Source organism: Promicromonospora sp. Marseille-Q5078 (genome assembly GCF_050315395.1).
Taxonomy (GTDB): domain Bacteria; phylum Actinomycetota; class Actinomycetes; order Actinomycetales; family Cellulomonadaceae; genus Isoptericola.
The window spans coordinates 37,078-53,395 of the sequence record NZ_JBNPQG010000001.1 but is presented as its reverse complement, the minus strand read 5'-3'; the positions used below and the strand labels follow the sequence as shown (position 1 = coordinate 53,395).

Here is a 16,318-nt window from a genome sequence, read left to right as displayed (position 1 = left end):
GACGCCGGCGACGGCGGGGGAGCGGGGTGAGCATGTCGATCGAGGAGCTCGAAGCGGGCTATCAGGGGGCGCAGGGCGCCACCTTCGACCGCACACCTCCTCAGGACGTCGCTGCCGAGATGAGCGTGCTCGGCGGCATGCTGCTCTCCAAGGACGCCATCGCCGACGTCGTCGAGCAGATCCGCGGCAACGACTTCTACCGCCCCGCGCACGAGGCGATCTACGACGCCATCATCGACCTGTACGGCCGCGGCGAGCCCGCCGACGCCATCACCGTGGTCGCCGAGCTCACCAAGCGCGGCGAGCTCGTCCGCGTCGGCGGCGCCCCGTACATCCACGACCTCATGGCGGGCGTCCCGACCGCCGCGAACGCCGGCTACTACGCGCGCATCGTGCAGGAGCGCGCCGTGCTGCGCCGCCTCGTCGAGGCCGGCACCAAGATCGTGCAGCTCGGGTACGCCACCGACGGCGGCGACGTCGAGGGCATCGTCAACACCGCGCAGGCCGAGATCTACGCCGTCACCGAGCGCAAGACCTCCGAGGACTACCTGCCGCTCGCCGAGATCATCGGCGGCACCATGGACGAGATCGAGGCCGCCGGGAACCGTGGCGAGGGCATGGTGGGCGTGCCCACCGGGTTCGCCGACCTCGACCGCCTCACCAACGGTCTGCACCCCGGGCAGATGATCGTCATCGCCGCCCGACCTGCCATGGGCAAGGCCCTGGCGCTCGATACGCCGCTGCCCACGCCGACCGGGTGGACCACGATGGGCGACGTCGCCGTCGGGGACGAGCTGATCGCCGTCGACGGCACGCCGACCCGTGTCGTGCGCGCCACCGAGGTCATGGCGGGCCGGCCCTGCTACGAGGTCGTCTTCGACGACGGCACGACGATCGTCGCGGACGCCCAGCACGAGTGGTCGACCAGCACGTCGGGAGACCCGGCCGATGCGGCGATCCGTACGACAGAGGCCATCGTCGCCTCGATGCGTGACGGCGCTGCGCACTCGGTGTCCCGGGCGGGAGCGGCCTGGAAGATCGTCGATGTGCGCGGTATGAAGTCCGTGCCGGTGCGTTGTGTCGAGATCGAGCACCCGTCGCACCTGTACCTGGCGAGCCGGGCGAGGATCCCGACGCACAACTCGACGCTGGCTATTGATATCGCCCGGGCTGCGTCCGTCCGGAACCAGCAGACCTCCGTCGTCTTCTCCCTGGAGATGAGCCGCAACGAGATCACGATGCGTCTGCTCTCCGCCGAGGCGCGCGTGCACCTGCAGAAGTTGCGCAACGGCTCCATGGGCGAGGACGACTGGCAGAAGCTCGCCAAGGTGATGGGCAAGATCTCCGAGGCGCCGCTGTTCATCGACGACTCGCCGAACATGTCGCTCACCGAGATCCGCGCCAAGTGCCGGCGGCTCAAGCAGAAGCACGACCTCAAGCTCGTCGTCATCGACTACCTGCAGCTCATGACCTCCGGCAAGAAGGTCGAGTCCCGCCAGCAGGAGGTCTCCGAGTTCTCCCGAGCCCTCAAGCTCCTGGCGAAGGAGATCGGCGTCCCCGTCATCGCGCTTTCGCAGCTGAACCGAGGTCCCGAGCAGCGGCAGGACAAGAAGCCGGCGATGTCGGATCTTCGCGAGTCGGGTTGCCTCACCGAGGACACGCGCATCCTGCGCGCCGACACGGGTGCCGAGACGACGATGGGCGAGCTGTTCGCGCTCAACGCCAAGGACGTCCCCGTGTGGGCGCTGAACGACCGGCTCCAGTACGTGCGCCGCCACCTGACGCACGTGTTCCCCACCGGTGTGAAGCCGGTGTACCGCCTGCGGCTGTCGTCGGGCAAGGAGATCGAGGCGACGGCGAACCACCCGTTCCTCACGTACGAGGGGTGGACGCCGCTCGACAAGCTTGAGGTCGGATCGCGCGTCGGCGTGTCACGCCACGTCCCCGGACCGGAGCAGAACGCGGAGTGGGACGACCGCAAGGTCGTGATGCTGGCGCATCTCCTCGGCGACGGCTCCTTCGTGAAGCGCCAGCCGATCCGGTACGCATCGATCGACGAGCACAATCTCACCGCCGTGACGGACGCAGCAGGAGCCTTCGGTATCACGCCGGTTCGCGACGAGTACGCGGCGGCGCGGGTCACCTCGCTACGGCTGCCTGCGCCGTACCGCCTGGCTCGTGGCAAGCGGAACCCGATCGCTGAGTGGCTTGACGACATGGGACTCTTCGGCGCGCGCAGCCACGAGAAGTTCGTCCCGACGAGCGTCTTCCACCTGCCCAAGCAACAGATCGCGCTCTTCGTCCGACACATCTGGGCGACCGACGGGTCCGTGACGGTCAACAAGAACGGGCGGGGCGGTCGGATCTACTACGCGTCCACCTCGCGCCCGCTCGTCGACGGCCTGTCCCGCCTGCTGCTCCGGTTCGGCATCTCGACGCGGGTGCGGCGGGCGACCCCGAAGGGCAACTACCGACCGGGCTACACCCTCGACGTGTCCGGCGTCGACGACCAGCGTCGCTTCCTCCAGGAGATCGGGGTCCATGGGGACCGCGGTGAGAACGCGGAGCGGCTGCTGCAGATCATCCGCGACACCCAGGCGAACACGAACGTCGACACCGTCCCACGCCAGGTCTGGGACGACGTGCGCGACCTTCTCGTGGAGCGGGGCATGACCCACCGCCAGTTCGCGGAGGCGATCGGCACGCAGTTCTGCGGTAGCACCTTGTGGAAGCACAGCCCGTCCCGCCAGCGGCTCGGCAAGATCGCCCAGGTCCTCGAGAGCGAAGCGCTCGAGATCATGGCCGTCAACGACCTGCTCTGGGACGAGGTCGTCGCGATCGAGCCGGTGGGGGAGAAGCAGGTGTTCGACGCGACCGTGCTCGACACTCACAACTTCATCGCCAACGGCATCGCCGTCCACAACAGCATCGAGCAGGATGCCGACATGGTGATCCTTCTGCATCGCGAAGACGCTTACGAGAAGGAATCGCCCCGTGCAGGCGAGGCGGACCTGATCGTCGCCAAGCACCGAAACGGTCCCACTGACACCATCACCGTCGCGTTCCAGGGGCACTACTCGCGGTTTGTCGATATGCAGTCCTGATGAGATTTGTTGTCGACGTGCGGCATACATGGCATCGCCGGTGTGACTGACCGCACGATGACCAGCAGGTGGTCGAAGCCGGGTGGCCGACGCCCTGTGTGGATGATGCGCAACGTCTTCTCAGGCTTGGCTGCGGGTGTTGCGGACCGTCGCCTCGGCATCAGGGGCTCAACGTCGCCTTGGCCTGCAGGGTAGGCGCCAATCCGCGGCTGAACGAGGATCTCCCGCTGCGGTACATCGTCGACGAGCGCGCCGATAAGGTACTCGGTGCTGCGGTTGCCTTCGTCAAAGACATCAGGTGCCGTGAGTCTCTCGACAGGACCTGAAGCCATCTCCGTTTCCCCCTCATCCTGCGGGTCGTTCGGGGTCCGTCGGTCCCATGCGCCATGATGGCGTCCGTGGTGTCCCCTCCGCTCGCCCAGGCTTTGGCTCCTGATGACACGCCCGTCTTGCGCAAGGCGCGAGGGGCGTTCTTTACACCGGACGAGATCACCTCGTTCATCGCCGAGTGGGCGATCAGTTCGGCCGACGATCGAGTGTTGGAGCCGTCCGCCGGAGACGCCGCGTTCCTCACGGCAGCGGTCGAGCGGCTGCGCAAGCTCTCGTCAGACCCGGACGCCGTGCCCGAGGTCGACGGCGTCGAGATCCACGACTACTCGGCGCGCGTTGGCCGTGAGCGCGTACGCGACGCAGGTGGTCGAGCACACGTTCGCGTACGTGACTTCTTCGACGTCGTCCCGAAGCCCACCTACGCTGCCGTGATCGGCAACCCGCCGTACGTGCGGTACCAGGGCTGGACTGGAGAGGCCCGTACGAAATCACGGGAAGCCGCACTGCGGGCCGGCGTTGCGCTGACCGGCCTGGCGTCGTCGTGGGCCGCGTTCACCGTGCATAGCGCACAGTTCTTAAAGGACGGCGGCCGGCTGGGTCTGGTTCTTCCCGCGGAGCTGCTCAGCGTGAACTACGCGGCCCCCGTGCGCAGCTTCCTGTTCGAGCACTTCGCCACGGTGGAGCTCGTCCTCTTCGACGAGCAGGTCTTCCCCGAGGCCGAGGCCGACGTCGTGCTCCTCCTCGCGTCAGGCTACCGACAAGGACCGACCGATCACGCCGTGATCCGACGGGCCCGCAACGGCGCGGACCTGTCGAATCTCGCCGCGGGACAGCCGTGGGCCCCGCTGGACCCGGCCGGGAAGTGGACCGGCTCGCTGGTCGCCCCCGAGGCCACCGCGCCGCTGCGTGCGCTACTCAACTCGGGTGCGTTCACGAACCTGCAGACCTGGGGCGAGACGACCCTAGGTATCGTGACGGGCGGCAACCACTACTTCACGCTCTCCCCTGCAAGGGTCGCCGAGCTCGGTCTGTCCCGCAAGGAGCTGCTGCGGCTCTCGCCGCCTGGCAGTTCTCACCTGCGTGGACTCGTGCTGTCGTCGCAGATGCTCACGAGCCTCGGTAGTCAGGGCAAGGCGACGTACCTGTTCTACCCAGGCGAGCACCCCTCGCCGGAGGCTCTGGCGTACATCCAGGCCGGTGAGAAGACTGGGGTCAACGAGGCATACAAGTGTCGGGTCCGAAAGCCATGGCACAAGGTGCCGCTGGTGAAGCCCGCCGACCTGCTGTTGACGTGCATGAACGCTGACACTCCGCGTCTGACGACCAACCAAGCGCACGCGTACCACCTGAACTCAGTTCATGGCGTCTACTTCGCGGACGAGCACCGCGAGCTAGGGCGGGAACTGCTTCCGCTCGCGAGCTTGAACTCCCTCACGCTGCTCAACGCAGAGATGGTCGGCCGGGCGTACGGCGGCGGCATCCTCAAGATCGAGCCGCGAGAGGCTGACGTGTGGGCGATGCCCTCGCCCGCGCTGGTAGCTGCGCGCGCTGACTCACTGCGCGCGGTGCGCGACCAGGTAGCTCGGAAACTGCAGGCAGGCCGACTGCTCGAAGCCGTTGCCGTGGTCGACGAAGCGCTTCTTGTTGACCCTGGCCGGGTGAACCTCGAACAGCTTGCCGACGCACGCGACGCACGGGCCGAGATGGCTCGCAGACGAATGGTTAGATCCCAGAGTGGCCGTTGAGAAGAAGCCCAAGAAGCCGTCGGCCAAGGCACTCGCGTGGCCTCTGTTCGACCGGATCGTCGCCGACGGTCTGAGCGAGTGGAACACGTACTCCAATCCCTGGGTACGTGAGAGCGACAGGACTCTGCGGTACCGGCCCGACTACGCGACGCTGCAGCGGCTCCTCGGCGTCCCCTTGCACCTCAAGGCAGAGACGACGACGGGTGTGCCCGCGCTGGCGCTGGATGTTTGGCTTGCGTACGAGCTGCGCCGCGCCGGTTTCGAGCCTGACTCGGTCTGGCCTCGCGCCACGCACCCGCGGATCATGCCCGCCACGATCACCGCGCTGCTCGACGCTCTGCCCAAGAGGCAGGCCGCTGAACTTCGTGAGCGGCTGGCCAAGGACGGCAACGTTCGAGGCGTCACGCAGTCTAGCGCCAGCATCCTCGGCAAGAACTACAGCAAGCAGGTCGACGTCATCATGGCCGACTGGTCAACCGGACCCGAGCTGATGATCTCAACCAAGCGCATGGACTCCTCCTACGGGAAGAACGCACCGAACCGCATCGAGGAGTCGTACGGCGACGCGAAGAACCTGCGCCTGCGGCACCCGCTCTCCGCACTGGGGTTCGCGTTCGGCCTGCGCAATGATGTGTTCGACAAGGAACCGCTCACAGCCGAGTGGCTACTTGACCTCCTCGGCAAGCTCGGTCGCGAGGACGACGCGTACCACGCGACCTGCGTCATCCTCATGGAGTACGGCAAGGACGTCCTCCCGCTGCCCGACGATGGCGGCGACGACGAGGACCGCTCGGCCGCTGCTGGCCTTGAGACTGCTCCGCTCGACGAGGATGAGCCCGTCGAGCTGACAGAGTCGGAGATCGACCGCACGCTGGCGCAACTTCCATGGGTTCGCATCGACCACACTCGGACACCAGCCCACCTCTCGCCTGCGACGTTCCTAGCGACAATGGTGAACCACGTCCTCGAGACGACGCCGGTCAACATGCATGTCGAGTCAAGACGGCTACGCCACGACGCGTAGCAGGCCCGGAGGTGGAAAGAGGATTGCGCGTCGCGGCTCTCGGGCCGCTTGGACTCGGGATCGATACAGCGGGGTTTGATCGGGTCAACGGAGGCGCGAGTGAGCATCTGGGACTTCAACGACGATGGGGCCCTTGACGAAGACAAAGTGGGAGATTTCGACGTCGAAGACCGGCTCGGTGCGATCGAGCCGCGCATCGACGGAGACGAGTTAATTCTTACGAGGAAGTCGCTGGGTAGCATACGCGCTGCGAGAGAGATGCTTCGCTTCGTCCGTAGTCAAAGGCTCTTGCGGATATTCCCTACGATGCTAAGAGGGGGCGACTGGACGGATCAGTTCGATCGGATCCGGGAGCTTCAGATTGAGAGTCCCTCGTGGGATGTAGCTGACCACTCGTTCGAGGGCGAGCGCTATGGATTGCTCTGCGTGAAAGGGCTGCCGAAGGGGTTCGGCGCCACCTATGAGTACGGGCTGGGAATAAAGCGCGACTATCGCGGACTGGTTGACGAAATCGAGACCCGCACCGCCTGCACAACGGTCAGGTTTGTGCTGTCAGGCGACGAAGGAGTCAGCGACGATGGCGTGGCATTCCGCGTCTCTCTCGATCGCTTCGACAAGTTCCGTGCAGCCGTGGACCGTAATCGGTCACGAGCCCAAACCGCAGTGAGGAGAGTAAATGACGCTGAGCGCCATAATGCAGTCGCGGACCTGTTCGGCAAAGGGCGGATCGAGCCGCGATACGGGAGAAACGAGGTCATCCGCGCGATCACCGAGGAAGCGTTCACGGGTCACGTCGTGGACGCTGGCGACCGGGCTGCGCTGGTCGAGCACGCCACGCGAGCAGCGCCGGCCGCAGCGCACGAGAACCCAGAACGCTTCGGCCGCTTGCGAGAGAGTGTCGAACTGGTATCGCTGGAGGTCCTCATCGAGCAGTTCGAGCAGGGCATGAAGGGGCGGGACTCGGGAAATGAGTCCCACTGGCAGGGCTTCTTCGGCACGAACCAGTTCGCCCTACAGCAGATCCTCTCGATGCCGATCGTTGTCGCACGCGACCAGGCATATGTGAAGTCGCCGGACGTCGACGGTCGAGGGGCGCGGATCGCCGACTTCTTGTGCGTCAACACGGTGACCCGCACCGTGTTTGTTGTAGAGATCAAGACGCCGAAGACCGAACTGATGGACATTCGTGAGTATCGCGGCAAGGGCACGGCGGCGGTCTACGCGCCACATCGAGACCTGAGCGGCGCAGTCAGCCAACTGCAGTCCCAGTTAGCGTCCGTGCCGAGGGACCTCGCCGGGCGACTCGGGGAGACGCCAGGCCTCGATCTGGACCCATGGAATGAGGTCCGCGGAGCAGTGATTGTCGGCCAGGTTTCGCGGCTCTCGCCTGAGAAGCGCGAGTCGTTCCTGCGCTACCGGGCGGGCCTGTCGTCCGTCAGCATTCTGGGCTACGACGAGGTCCTGGCGCGTCTTCGGACGCTGCGAGACGTGCTAAAAGCGCCATCGTCCGATCCGCCAAGATTGGCAGAGCATTGAGCATTATTGACGAACACCTGTTCACGGCGATTCAATCGTGGACCCTCGCATATCGCATCCAGTCGTAGGTTACGGCCACCTTGCCGTACTGAGTCATCCACCGGTGTGATTTGCGCAGGCTTCGCTCACTGCCGAGGAACGCTCGGAGCCCGGCAAGGTCAGTCGTGACGGCCGGCAAATGCCAAGGATTGTCAAGTAGCCAGTCTCTGCCCTTGGCGCCCACCAAATCGACGACCGTTCGGTCGGAGTCGAGGGTCTTGGACGCCAGGAAGCCATTGATCTTGTCGACACGCCTGCGGATCTGGTCAGGGATCTCGGAGCTTTCGCAGAGGGTGCCGTCGGCATTCATGGCTCCGATCGCGCGGAGATATTTGAAGCAGGGCACATACCACGCTAGCTGAAACACGTCGGGGATCACGGTCGCGACCATCTGATCGGCCGGCAGCGCGCGGTCGGGCGTGCCAAGGATGCCATCCACGACGTCCCAGCGCGAGAGGCCAACCAGCCCGCGACCCCGTCCAGCGACGGCCTCAGGATGCTCGGCAGCTGGGCCGTCACGGTCGCGAACCGGGACGCGGCCGGGCCCGTCGGGAAGAGCCTCGATCAGTGCCACGGCGGCCCGGCTGCCTGATACGTTCGTCCGATGCTGAGGTGGGCCGTCACGCCCCGGGACCGCGCCCGATGAGTACGGTGACGGTCGTCGGAGGCGGTCCGGCAGGGCTGATCGCGGCCGAGGTGCTCGCCCGGGAGGGCGTGACCGTGACGGTGTACGACCGGATGCCCTCTGTCCCGCGCAAGTTCCTCCTGGCCGGCCACGGCGGTATGAACATCACGCACAGCGAGGACCGCGCCCGGCTCCTGAGCCGGTACGGCCGCTCGGCGGACGTGCTGGCGCCGATGCTCGACGTGTTCGGCCCGGCAGACCTGCGCGCTTGGTGCGAAGGGCTGGGCGAGCCGACGTTCGTCGGGAGCAGCGGGCGGGTGTTCCCGCGGTCGTTCCGCGCGAACCCGCTGGTCCGGGCCTGGCTGGCGCGGTTGAGCGAGCTCGGCGTGCGGCTCGAGCGGCGGCATCGTTGGACGGGCTGGGCGCCGGACGGGGGGCTGCGTCTCGTCGACGCCGACGGCGCAGAGAGCACCGCGACCGCCGACGCCGTCGTCTTCGCGCTCGGGGGAGTCTCGTGGCGGCACCTCGGCTCGGACGGCGGCTGGGTGGCCCCGTTCGCCGAACGCGGTGTCACGGTGGAGCCGATGCAGGCGGCGAACGTCGGCGTCCGCGTGGGGTGGACCGAGATCTTCACGGAGCGGTTCGCCGGCGCACCCCTGAAGAACGTCGGGCTGACCGTCCGCGGGGCGGCCGTGGCGGCGGCCCGCGGTGACCTGATGGTGACTCGGACGGGGCTCGAGGGCGGCCCGGTGTACGCGGTCGGCGCGGCGATCAGGGACGCGCTCGCAGGCGGCCGGTGCGTCGTCGAGATCGACCTGCGGCCCGCGCTGAGCGTCGACCAGCTCATCGAGCGGCTGCGGCGCCGGCGGCCGAAGGACTCGGTCTCCAGCTGGCTGCGACACTCGGTCGGGCTGGACCCGGTCGCGATCGCGCTGCTGCGCGAGGTGGGCGCCCCGCCGGGCGAGCCCGGGCCGATGGCCGAGCTCGTCAAGGCGGTGCCCGTCCTGGTCGACGCGACCATGCCCGTCGATCGGGCGATCTCCACCGCGGGGGGCGTCGCGTGGTCGGAGGTCGACGAGACGCTCATGCTCCGCCGGCTCCCCGGCACCTTCCTCGCGGGCGAGATGCTCGACTGGGAGGCGCCGACGGGCGGCTACCTGCTGCAGGCGTCGTTCAGCACGGGCGTCGTCGCGGCGAAGGGTGTGCTGACCTGGCTGGATCCCTTGTCGCGTCACGACCGCAGCTCTGTCACGATCGGCGGGTGAGGAGCCTCGAGCCAGGCTGGACCGAGTCGTACCTGACGCTCGGTGGGCGCTCGGTGTTCTACCGGCACACCCCTGACGTCGGGGGAGCGGTCCCGATCGTGCACGTGCACGGGTTCGGGATCTCGGGGACGTACCTCATGCCGACGGCACGGCTGTTGACGGGACGCGCCGCGAACGTCGTCCCGGACCTGCCCGGGTACGGGCGCAGCGCGGACCCTCCGCGGACCCTGGGCATCCCGGCGCTGGCGCACACGCTCGTCGAGGTGCTCGACGCGTTGGAGCTGGAGAAGGCGATCCTGGTCGGCAACTCGATGGGCTGCCCGATCAGCCTCGAGGTCGCGCGCATCGTGCCGGAGCGCGTCGCCGGGGTGGTGCTCGTCTCGCCCGCGGGCGGGATCGCCAACCAGCCCATGGCTCGAGCGCTCAAGCAGATGGCCGTCGACGCGGTGCGCGAGAGCCCGTGGATGGCTCGCATCGCGGTCCCCGACTATGTGCGGTTCGGGCTCGTCAACAGCCTGAACCTGCTGGGCGAGCTGACCCGGTTCCCGTCGCTCGACCGGCTCGTGTCGGTGCCCGTCCCGGCCCTCGCCGTGATCGGCTCGAGGGACCCGCTCATGCCACCGCCGCGGCGTGTGCGGGAGGTGAGCCAGAGCGCGCCGGACGGCGTGACGGTCGTGCTGATCGAGGGCGCGGCGCACGCGATCAACTTCAGCCATCCGGGGGAGCTGGCCCACGTCATCACGTCGTGGCTGGACGGCGTCGAGATCATCGACAACCCGGATCACCCGGGCCTGACGCGTGTCCTCCAGCTCCCGCGGGGCTGATCAGCGCGCCAGCCGTTCCAGCAGGAGCGCCTGCAGCCTGGGGTCGGCCAGCGGACGGAAGTGCCCGGGCGTCGGGAGGACGACCTCCTCGGCTCCGTCGAGGGAGCTGCCGGCAGGGATGTGCGGGTCCCAGAAGGAGTGCACCGACGTGATCCGCGAGTTCACCTCGACCTCGGCGGTGAGCGCGACGAGCGTCGCGTCGGAGGGGACGAAGGCACGGAGGGAGCGAACGGGCAACCAGCGCGCGTAGACCGACCCGGAGAAGGGTGTGTTGACGGCGATCATCGACGCGATCCGGCCCTCGGGGTCGTGTTGCAGCATCGCGAGCTTGCCGATCAGGCCGCCCTTGCTGTGTGCGACCAGGACGACGTCGCGCAGGTCGCGCTCGACGAGGATCCTGCCGAGGGTCCGCGCACCCTCCACGACGGGACCGCTGTTGTACCCGAGCTCCGGGACCGTGTGCACGGCGACGCCATGGGCGAGCAGGAGCTCGGCGAGCGGCCGCAGGAACGACCACGGCTCCCACACGCCGGGAACGAGGACGACGGTCGTCCCGACGGGTTCGGGCGGTCGCTCGTAGGACCGGTGTCGCGTGGGCAGGGCTGCCTGCCGCCGTACGGCCGTCGCGTAGTCGCGGACGCGCCACCAGAGGCGTCGACCGAGCCGGCTCACGACCCGACCGCGGCGACGATGTGGTGCAGGGCGGCCTCGGGGATCGCGGCCTCGACGTCGGCGTGCTCGCCCGCCAGGATCTGCGCGACCACGCGGTCCGTCATAGGTCCACCGAGTCGTGCAGCTCGCGGAACAGGTCCGCGACGCTGGCCACGGCCACGGCTTCGTGGATCGTCATGAGCCGACGCTACCTCCCGAACCCGTGGCGAACGTGTGCGCGTGCACGAGAGCGGCTGCGTCGAGTAGAGGCTCAAAGACGCCTTCTTCACCAGGCTGCAGGTCTCGATGGACCGTGCGGTCCCCGGCCGGCCTGGTGGCGGGGCCGTGCGCATGCGGACCTCTCGCGTGCGTGTCGCGCGTGGTGAGCCGTCGGAGGATGCTTGAGTCGCCTCATGCCGAACACGCCGAGCGGCGAGCGCCTCCGATGATCGAGGTCGAGCGCCTCACCAAGACGTACGGGGACACCCTGGCCGTCGACGATCTGAGCTTCGTCGTGCGCACGGGGCGCGTCACCGGCCTCCTGGGTCCGAACGGCGCGGGCAAGTCGACGACGATGCGCATGATCCTCGGCCTGCACCGTCCGACGAGCGGGACCGTGCGGATCGACGGGAAGCCGTTCGTCGACGATCCCGCGCCGCTCACGGCCGTCGGCGCCATGCTCGACGCCCACGCGGTGCACCCCGGCCGCACGGCGCGGACCCACCTCCGGTCGGTCGCGCTGACTCACCGGCTGCCCGCTGCCCGCGTGGACGAGGTGCTGGAGTCGACGGGCCTCGCCGCGGTGGCGGGGCGTCGCATCGGCACGTACTCGCTCGGCATGGGGCAGCGCCTCGGCATCGCCGCCGCACTGCTGGGGCGCCCGCGCACCCTCGTGCTCGACGAGCCGGTCAACGGGCTCGACCCGGACGGCGTGCACTGGGTCCGTGAGCTGGTGCGCGGCCTCGCCGCGCAGGGCACGACCGTGCTCGTGTCGAGCCACCTGATGAGCGAGATGTCGATGACGGCGGACGACGTCGTCGTCCTGGGACGGGGACGGCTCGTCGCCAGCGGGACCGTCGAGGAGATCGTCGCCGCCGCGACGGGCGGCAGCGTCCGGGTCCGGACCACGGAGGCGGCCGACGCGCTGGCCGCCGAGGTCCGTGCGTCCGGCGGCGCCGTCGCGTCCACGGAGGAGCGGGTGCTCACGGTGACCGGGCTGTCGAGCGACGAGGTCGGCGCGCTCGCGATGCGGACCGGCACGACGCTCGCGGAGCTCGTCCCGCAGCACGTCTCCTTGGAGGACGCGTTCTTCGAGCTGACGAAGGACGCCGTGGAGTACTCGACGGACGGGGCCTCACGATGACCGCACCAGCAGCCCGGGCGGCCACAGCGCCGGTGTCCGACCGAGCCCCACGGCTGGCGTTCGGGGGCCTGGTCGCGTCGGAGTCGCTCAAGGCGCGGGGCCTGCGGTCGACGTGGTGGCTCCTCTCGCTCGCCCTGCTCGTGCCGATCGTCGTCGCGCTCGTCACCGCGCTCACCCGGCGCGACGGCGCGGCCGGCGCCGACGCCGCGCTCGCCGAGGCGGTCGGCGCGGTCACGGACACGAGCTACCTCCCGCTCCTGCTCGTCGTCGTCCTCGGGACGCTCGTCGGGACCGCCGAGTACGAGCGCGGTGCCGTTCTCGCCACGTTCGCCGTCGTGCCGCGCCGGGTCCCGGTCGTCCTCGCGAAGGTGGTCGTGGTGGCGGTGGCGGTGGCCGTCGTCTCCCTCGTGTCGGCCGTGGTGTCCTTCCTCGGCGCGGCCACCGTGCTCGGCCAGGGGGCGGTCGGCGGGATCACCGACCCGGTCGTGCTGCGGGTGCTCGCCGGCACGGCCTTCTACCAAGCCGCCGTCGCGGTGATCGCCCTGGCCTTCGGACTCGTCATCCGGTCGAGCGCCGGAGGCATCGCCTCGACGCTCGGCTTCCTCTACGTCGTGCCCGCGCTGCTGCAGGCGATCCCGGTCGACGCCGTCGACCGTTTCGCCCGCACGCTCCCGGGCCCGGAGGGCACGGTGCTCGAGCTCCCGGACGGACCCGCCGGCGGTGCGACCCTCGCGTGGAGCGTCCTCGCGGTCCTGGTCTGGACGGCGGTCATGGTGGCGGTGGCCTGCGCGGTCGTCCGTCGCCGGGACGTCTGACCGGGTGTCCGGGGGATGATGCCCATGTGGAGTTCTCGCAGCCGCCCGTGGTCCGGGTCGCGCCGGACGCGGAGCGACCGCTGCCCGCAGGTGTGTGGCCGCGCACCATCCCCGCCGTCGAGCAGGTACTGAGCGACGGGCTCGAGCTCGCGCCAGGCGTCACGTTCCTGGTCGGGGAGAACGGCAGCGGCAAGTCGACGCTCGTGGAGGCCGTGGCGGTGGCCTACGGCCTGTCGCCCGAGGGCGGCACCGCGCACGGGCGGCACACGACGCGCGACACCGAGTCCCCGCTGCACCGCGCCGTCCGGCTGCAGCGCGGCGTCGGGTCGGGGCGGTGGGGCTTCTTCCTGCGCGCCGAGACGATGCACGGCTGGTACACGTTCCTCGAGGAGCACCCCGGACCGAGGGACCCGGTGTTCCACGAGATGAGCCACGGCGAGTCCTTCCTCGCCGTCCTCGAGTCCCGGTTCGACGGGTCCGGCCTGTACTGCCTCGACGAGCCCGAGGCGGCGCTGAGCTTCTCCTCGACCCTGAGCCTCATGAGCGTGCTCGCGGACCTGGCCGGCCGCGGCGGGCAGGTGCTGTGCGCCACGCACTCGCCGGTGCTGGCGGCACTGCCGGGCGCGACGATCCTGGAGGTCGGGCCGTGGGGCCTGCGCCCGACGGCGTGGGAGGACCTCGAGCTCGTGCAGCACTGGCGCGCGTTCCTCGACGCGCCCGGGCGCTACCTGCGCCATCTGCTGGGTGAGTGAGTGGTTCTCCGCCCGATCGGTGTCGACGGGAAGAGGTTGCCTTGCGTGAGTGTGAGATGAAGTTCCCGCTCGATGACGCGTCGAGCGCGCTCGACCTCATGGAGGGGCTGCTCGACCTCGACGGGTCCGTGTACGTCGGCTCCCGAACCGAGCTCGACTGCGTCGTCGACACGGAGAACTACGCGATGCGCGCTGCTGGCCTGCTCCTGCGACACCGAGTCGTGCGACGCAAGGACACCGTGGGCGAGCTGATCACGCTGAAGGTCGCCCGTGCGGACGCGACCGGCGGGCATCCTCGGTTTCAGGACAACGAGGAGATCGAGTACGAGGCGGACGGGTCCGAGAAGGCGCGTCGCGTGTCCGCCTTCGTCGGCGACGAGCTCGATCGATTGGCCGGAGTGCAGATCGAGGCACCGCCTTCGACCGCTGTCGGCACCCTGTCGTGGCTGACGGCCCTTCGTGCGCAGCTCGGGCCTCTCCGCGTCCGGGCTCTGATCGAGAAGCGCCGTTCCGTCTTTCGGGGAGACGGTTGGGAGGTGTGCCTGGACCGGTTCCCCTCGCCCCTGGGTGCGTTCGCGGAGATCGAGACGACCGATCCGGCTGCGCTCGTCCGGATCGCGGATCTGCTTCACCTCGAGACAGACCAGAGCGAGTCGCGGACGTACGGAAGGATCCTCGGCGATCTGAACGCACACCAGCCCGACCCTCTGTCGAGAGTCGCCCTGTTCGACGACAGCCGGGCCGACCTGGCGGGTGTCCTGGACTTCCCCGCACGAAGGTGAGGGGCTGACTCCCGGGCTCGCGGCACGGTCCCGGCGGGCTCATGGGTGTGGCACCCACCCGGGTCGGGTGGGTGCCACACCGGCACTGCGGAGAACGACCGCAAAGGGCCGTCAGTTCAGGAGACCGCCCAGCAGGCCGTCGCCGTCCTGCGACGACGAGGTGTCGCTGTCCACGTCGGAGCTCGACTCGTTGCCGCTCAGGACACCGTTCAGGATGTCCGCCACGTCGACGTCGACCCCGTTCAGCACGTTGTTGCCGCTGACGAGGTCGTCCACGTCGACGGTGCCGTCGAGGAGGTCGTCCAGCGACACGTCGCTGACGTCGTCGACCCGCGTGTCGGTGTGCTCGGAGCTCCGCTCCGAGTGGTCCCCGGTGTCGGCGCTCGCCATCCCGGCACCGCCGAGGACGAGCGCACCGCCGGTGACGGTGACGACAGCAGCCTTGGTCCAGATCTTGCGCATGATGATCCCTCCATCGTGTTCGTGATCTTGATCGGGCGTCGTGGGTTCGGAGTCCTCCGGAGAGCGGATGGGTATGGATCTGAGCGCGCGCAGGATCCCGCTGCTAGCCTGCCGGAGGCCGTGCGAGAGACCGAGGAGGTGGTACCCGTGAACGCAGTATCGACATGGGTGCTCCCCTGCGGGGTCACGGTCGGGCGATAGGTCGTCCGGGAGCGCCGATCCAGGAGCACTCCCGAAAGGCACGACCATGCACATCACCTCTGAACGACGCCTCGACGACGGCGTCCTCGAACGCGAGCTCACCCTCGACGACATCCCCGGCGTCCTGTGGACGCCCGCCTCCGCGTCCGCGTCCGCCCCGGCGCCGCTGATCCTGCTCGGCCACCCCGGGGGGCTCGGCAGGATGCACCCCCGGCTCACCGGGCGGGCCCGCGACGCCGCGGCGCACGGCTTCGCCGCGGCCACCATCGAGCTCCCCGGGGGCGGTGACCGCCCCCCTCTGCCCGACGTCGACCAGGCCCGCGCCGACCTCCGCCGGGCGCTCGAGGCCGGCGACCCGGTGGACGACGAGATCGTCGACCGGCTCGTCCTCCCGCTCGTCGACCGGGCGGTCCCGGAATGGCGGACCACCCTGGACGCCCTCCTGGCCCTGCCCGAGATCGGCGGCCCGGTCGGGTTCTCGGGCGGGGTGATCGCCGTCGGCGTCCGGCTCGCGGCGGTCGAGCCGCGCATCGTGGCCGCCGGCCTCTTCGCCGGGAGCTACGTGCCCCGCGCCATCCTCGACGAGGCCCGTCGGGTCACGATCCCGGTGCACGTCCTGCTGCAGTGGGACGACCAGTGGAACGACCGGCGGATGGCGCTGGACCTGTTCGACGCCTTCGGCTCCGCCGAGAAGACGCTGCAGGCCAACCTGGGCGGGCACACCGGCGTCCCGTCGTTCGCGGGGGAGGACGCGGCCCGGTTCTTCGCCCGGCACCTGAGGTGAGACCGGTCCTCTGCAT

Annotated in this window: 14 protein-coding genes; 11 read left to right on the top strand and 3 right to left on the bottom strand. The window is 69.1% G+C overall.

What is annotated here, in order from left to right; genetic code table 11:
• Positions 1-32 precede the first annotated feature (32 nt).
• The 4 genes from ACQFYA_RS00240 (at position 33) to ACQFYA_RS00225 (ending at position 7,739) form a co-directional block, all read left to right on the top strand.
• Positions 33-3,104, top strand: coding sequence for a replicative DNA helicase (locus tag ACQFYA_RS00240; RefSeq protein ID WP_499127377.1), 3,072 nt, complete (start codon positions 33-35; stop codon positions 3,102-3,104).
• A gap of 398 nt (positions 3,105-3,502) precedes the next feature.
• Positions 3,503-5,179, top strand: a complete 1,677-nt coding sequence (locus tag ACQFYA_RS00235; RefSeq protein ID WP_499120409.1) for an HsdM family class I SAM-dependent methyltransferase — start codon at positions 3,503-3,505, stop codon at positions 5,177-5,179.
• Positions 5,169-6,203, top strand: coding sequence for a hypothetical protein (locus tag ACQFYA_RS00230; RefSeq protein ID WP_499120407.1), 1,035 nt, complete (start codon positions 5,169-5,171; stop codon positions 6,201-6,203). Before ACQFYA_RS00235 ends, ACQFYA_RS00230 begins: the two co-directional genes overlap by 11 nt.
• A 99-nt stretch (positions 6,204-6,302) precedes the next feature.
• Complete coding sequence (locus tag ACQFYA_RS00225) at positions 6,303-7,739, top strand: Shedu anti-phage system protein SduA domain-containing protein (RefSeq protein ID WP_499120406.1); 1,437 nt, start codon at positions 6,303-6,305, stop codon at positions 7,737-7,739.
• A gap of 31 nt (positions 7,740-7,770) precedes the next feature.
• Here the strand turns inward: ACQFYA_RS00225 and ACQFYA_RS00220 are convergent, their stop codons facing one another.
• Positions 7,771-8,352, bottom strand: coding sequence for a hypothetical protein (locus tag ACQFYA_RS00220; RefSeq protein ID WP_499120404.1), 582 nt, complete (start codon positions 8,350-8,352; stop codon positions 7,771-7,773).
• Positions 8,353-8,420: 68 nt separating this feature from the next.
• Here ACQFYA_RS00220 and ACQFYA_RS00215 point away from each other — a divergent pair, with 68 nt between their 5' ends.
• Positions 8,421-9,668, top strand: a complete 1,248-nt coding sequence (locus tag ACQFYA_RS00215) for a BaiN/RdsA family NAD(P)/FAD-dependent oxidoreductase (RefSeq protein WP_499120402.1) — start codon at positions 8,421-8,423, stop codon at positions 9,666-9,668.
• Positions 9,665-10,492, top strand: a complete 828-nt coding sequence (locus ACQFYA_RS00210) for an alpha/beta fold hydrolase (RefSeq protein ID WP_499120400.1) — start codon at positions 9,665-9,667, stop codon at positions 10,490-10,492. Before ACQFYA_RS00215 ends, ACQFYA_RS00210 begins: the two co-directional genes overlap by 4 nt.
• Here the strand turns inward: ACQFYA_RS00210 and ACQFYA_RS00205 are convergent, their stop codons facing one another.
• The gene (locus ACQFYA_RS00205; RefSeq protein ID WP_499120398.1) at positions 10,493-11,164 is read right to left on the bottom strand and encodes an esterase/lipase family protein; all 672 of its coding nucleotides are present in this window, start codon (positions 11,162-11,164) and stop codon (positions 10,493-10,495) included.
• 424 nt (positions 11,165-11,588) lie between these two features.
• On the opposite strand from ACQFYA_RS00205, the gene ACQFYA_RS00200 reads away from it, so the two are divergent.
• Genes ACQFYA_RS00200 through ACQFYA_RS00185 form a run of 4 tightly spaced genes read left to right on the top strand, consistent with a single transcriptional unit; the run spans position 11,589 to position 14,855 of the window.
• Entirely contained in the window at positions 11,589-12,506 is a 918-nt protein-coding gene (locus ACQFYA_RS00200; RefSeq protein WP_499120396.1) for an ABC transporter ATP-binding protein, read from the top strand.
• Entirely contained in the window at positions 12,503-13,321 is an 819-nt protein-coding gene (locus ACQFYA_RS00195; RefSeq protein WP_499120394.1) for an ABC transporter permease, read from the top strand. The genes ACQFYA_RS00200 and ACQFYA_RS00195 overlap by 4 nt, the downstream gene beginning before the upstream one ends.
• 26 nt (positions 13,322-13,347) lie before the next feature.
• Positions 13,348-14,073: an AAA family ATPase gene (locus ACQFYA_RS00190; protein WP_499120392.1), complete on the top strand. Its 726-nt coding sequence runs from the start codon at positions 13,348-13,350 to the stop codon at positions 14,071-14,073.
• A gap of 56 nt (positions 14,074-14,129) precedes the next feature.
• The gene (locus tag ACQFYA_RS00185; RefSeq protein WP_499120391.1) at positions 14,130-14,855 is read left to right on the top strand and encodes a hypothetical protein; all 726 of its coding nucleotides are present in this window, start codon (positions 14,130-14,132) and stop codon (positions 14,853-14,855) included.
• 111 nt (positions 14,856-14,966) lie between these two features.
• Here ACQFYA_RS00185 and ACQFYA_RS00180 read toward each other — a convergent pair whose 3' ends face one another.
• On the bottom strand, positions 14,967-15,317 hold the full coding sequence (locus ACQFYA_RS00180) for a hypothetical protein (protein ID WP_499120390.1): 351 nt from the start codon (positions 15,315-15,317) through the stop codon (positions 14,967-14,969).
• A gap of 247 nt (positions 15,318-15,564) precedes the next feature.
• Here ACQFYA_RS00180 and ACQFYA_RS00175 point away from each other — a divergent pair, with 247 nt between their 5' ends.
• Positions 15,565-16,302: a dienelactone hydrolase family protein gene (locus tag ACQFYA_RS00175; protein ID WP_499120388.1), complete on the top strand. Its 738-nt coding sequence runs from the start codon at positions 15,565-15,567 to the stop codon at positions 16,300-16,302.
• The last annotated feature ends 16 nt before the right edge of the window (positions 16,303-16,318 follow it).

Bases quoted from the DNA above. Each gene is read 5' to 3' on its own strand.
- ACQFYA_RS00200 (WP_499120396.1), top strand. From the start codon at position 11,589: ATGATCGAGGTCGAGCGCCTCACCAAGACGTACGGGGACACCCTGGCC.
- ACQFYA_RS00180 (WP_499120390.1), bottom strand. From the start codon at position 15,317: ATGCGCAAGATCTGGACCAAGGCTGCTGTCGTCACCGTCACCGGCGGT.
- ACQFYA_RS00240 (WP_499127377.1), top strand. From the start codon at position 33: ATGTCGATCGAGGAGCTCGAAGCGGGCTATCAGGGGGCGCAGGGCGCC.
- ACQFYA_RS00175 (WP_499120388.1), top strand. From the start codon at position 15,565: ATGCACATCACCTCTGAACGACGCCTCGACGACGGCGTCCTCGAACGC.
- ACQFYA_RS00185 (WP_499120391.1), top strand. From the start codon at position 14,130: ATGAAGTTCCCGCTCGATGACGCGTCGAGCGCGCTCGACCTCATGGAG.
- ACQFYA_RS00195 (WP_499120394.1), top strand. From the start codon at position 12,503: ATGACCGCACCAGCAGCCCGGGCGGCCACAGCGCCGGTGTCCGACCGA.
- ACQFYA_RS00215 (WP_499120402.1), top strand. From the start codon at position 8,421: ATGAGTACGGTGACGGTCGTCGGAGGCGGTCCGGCAGGGCTGATCGCG.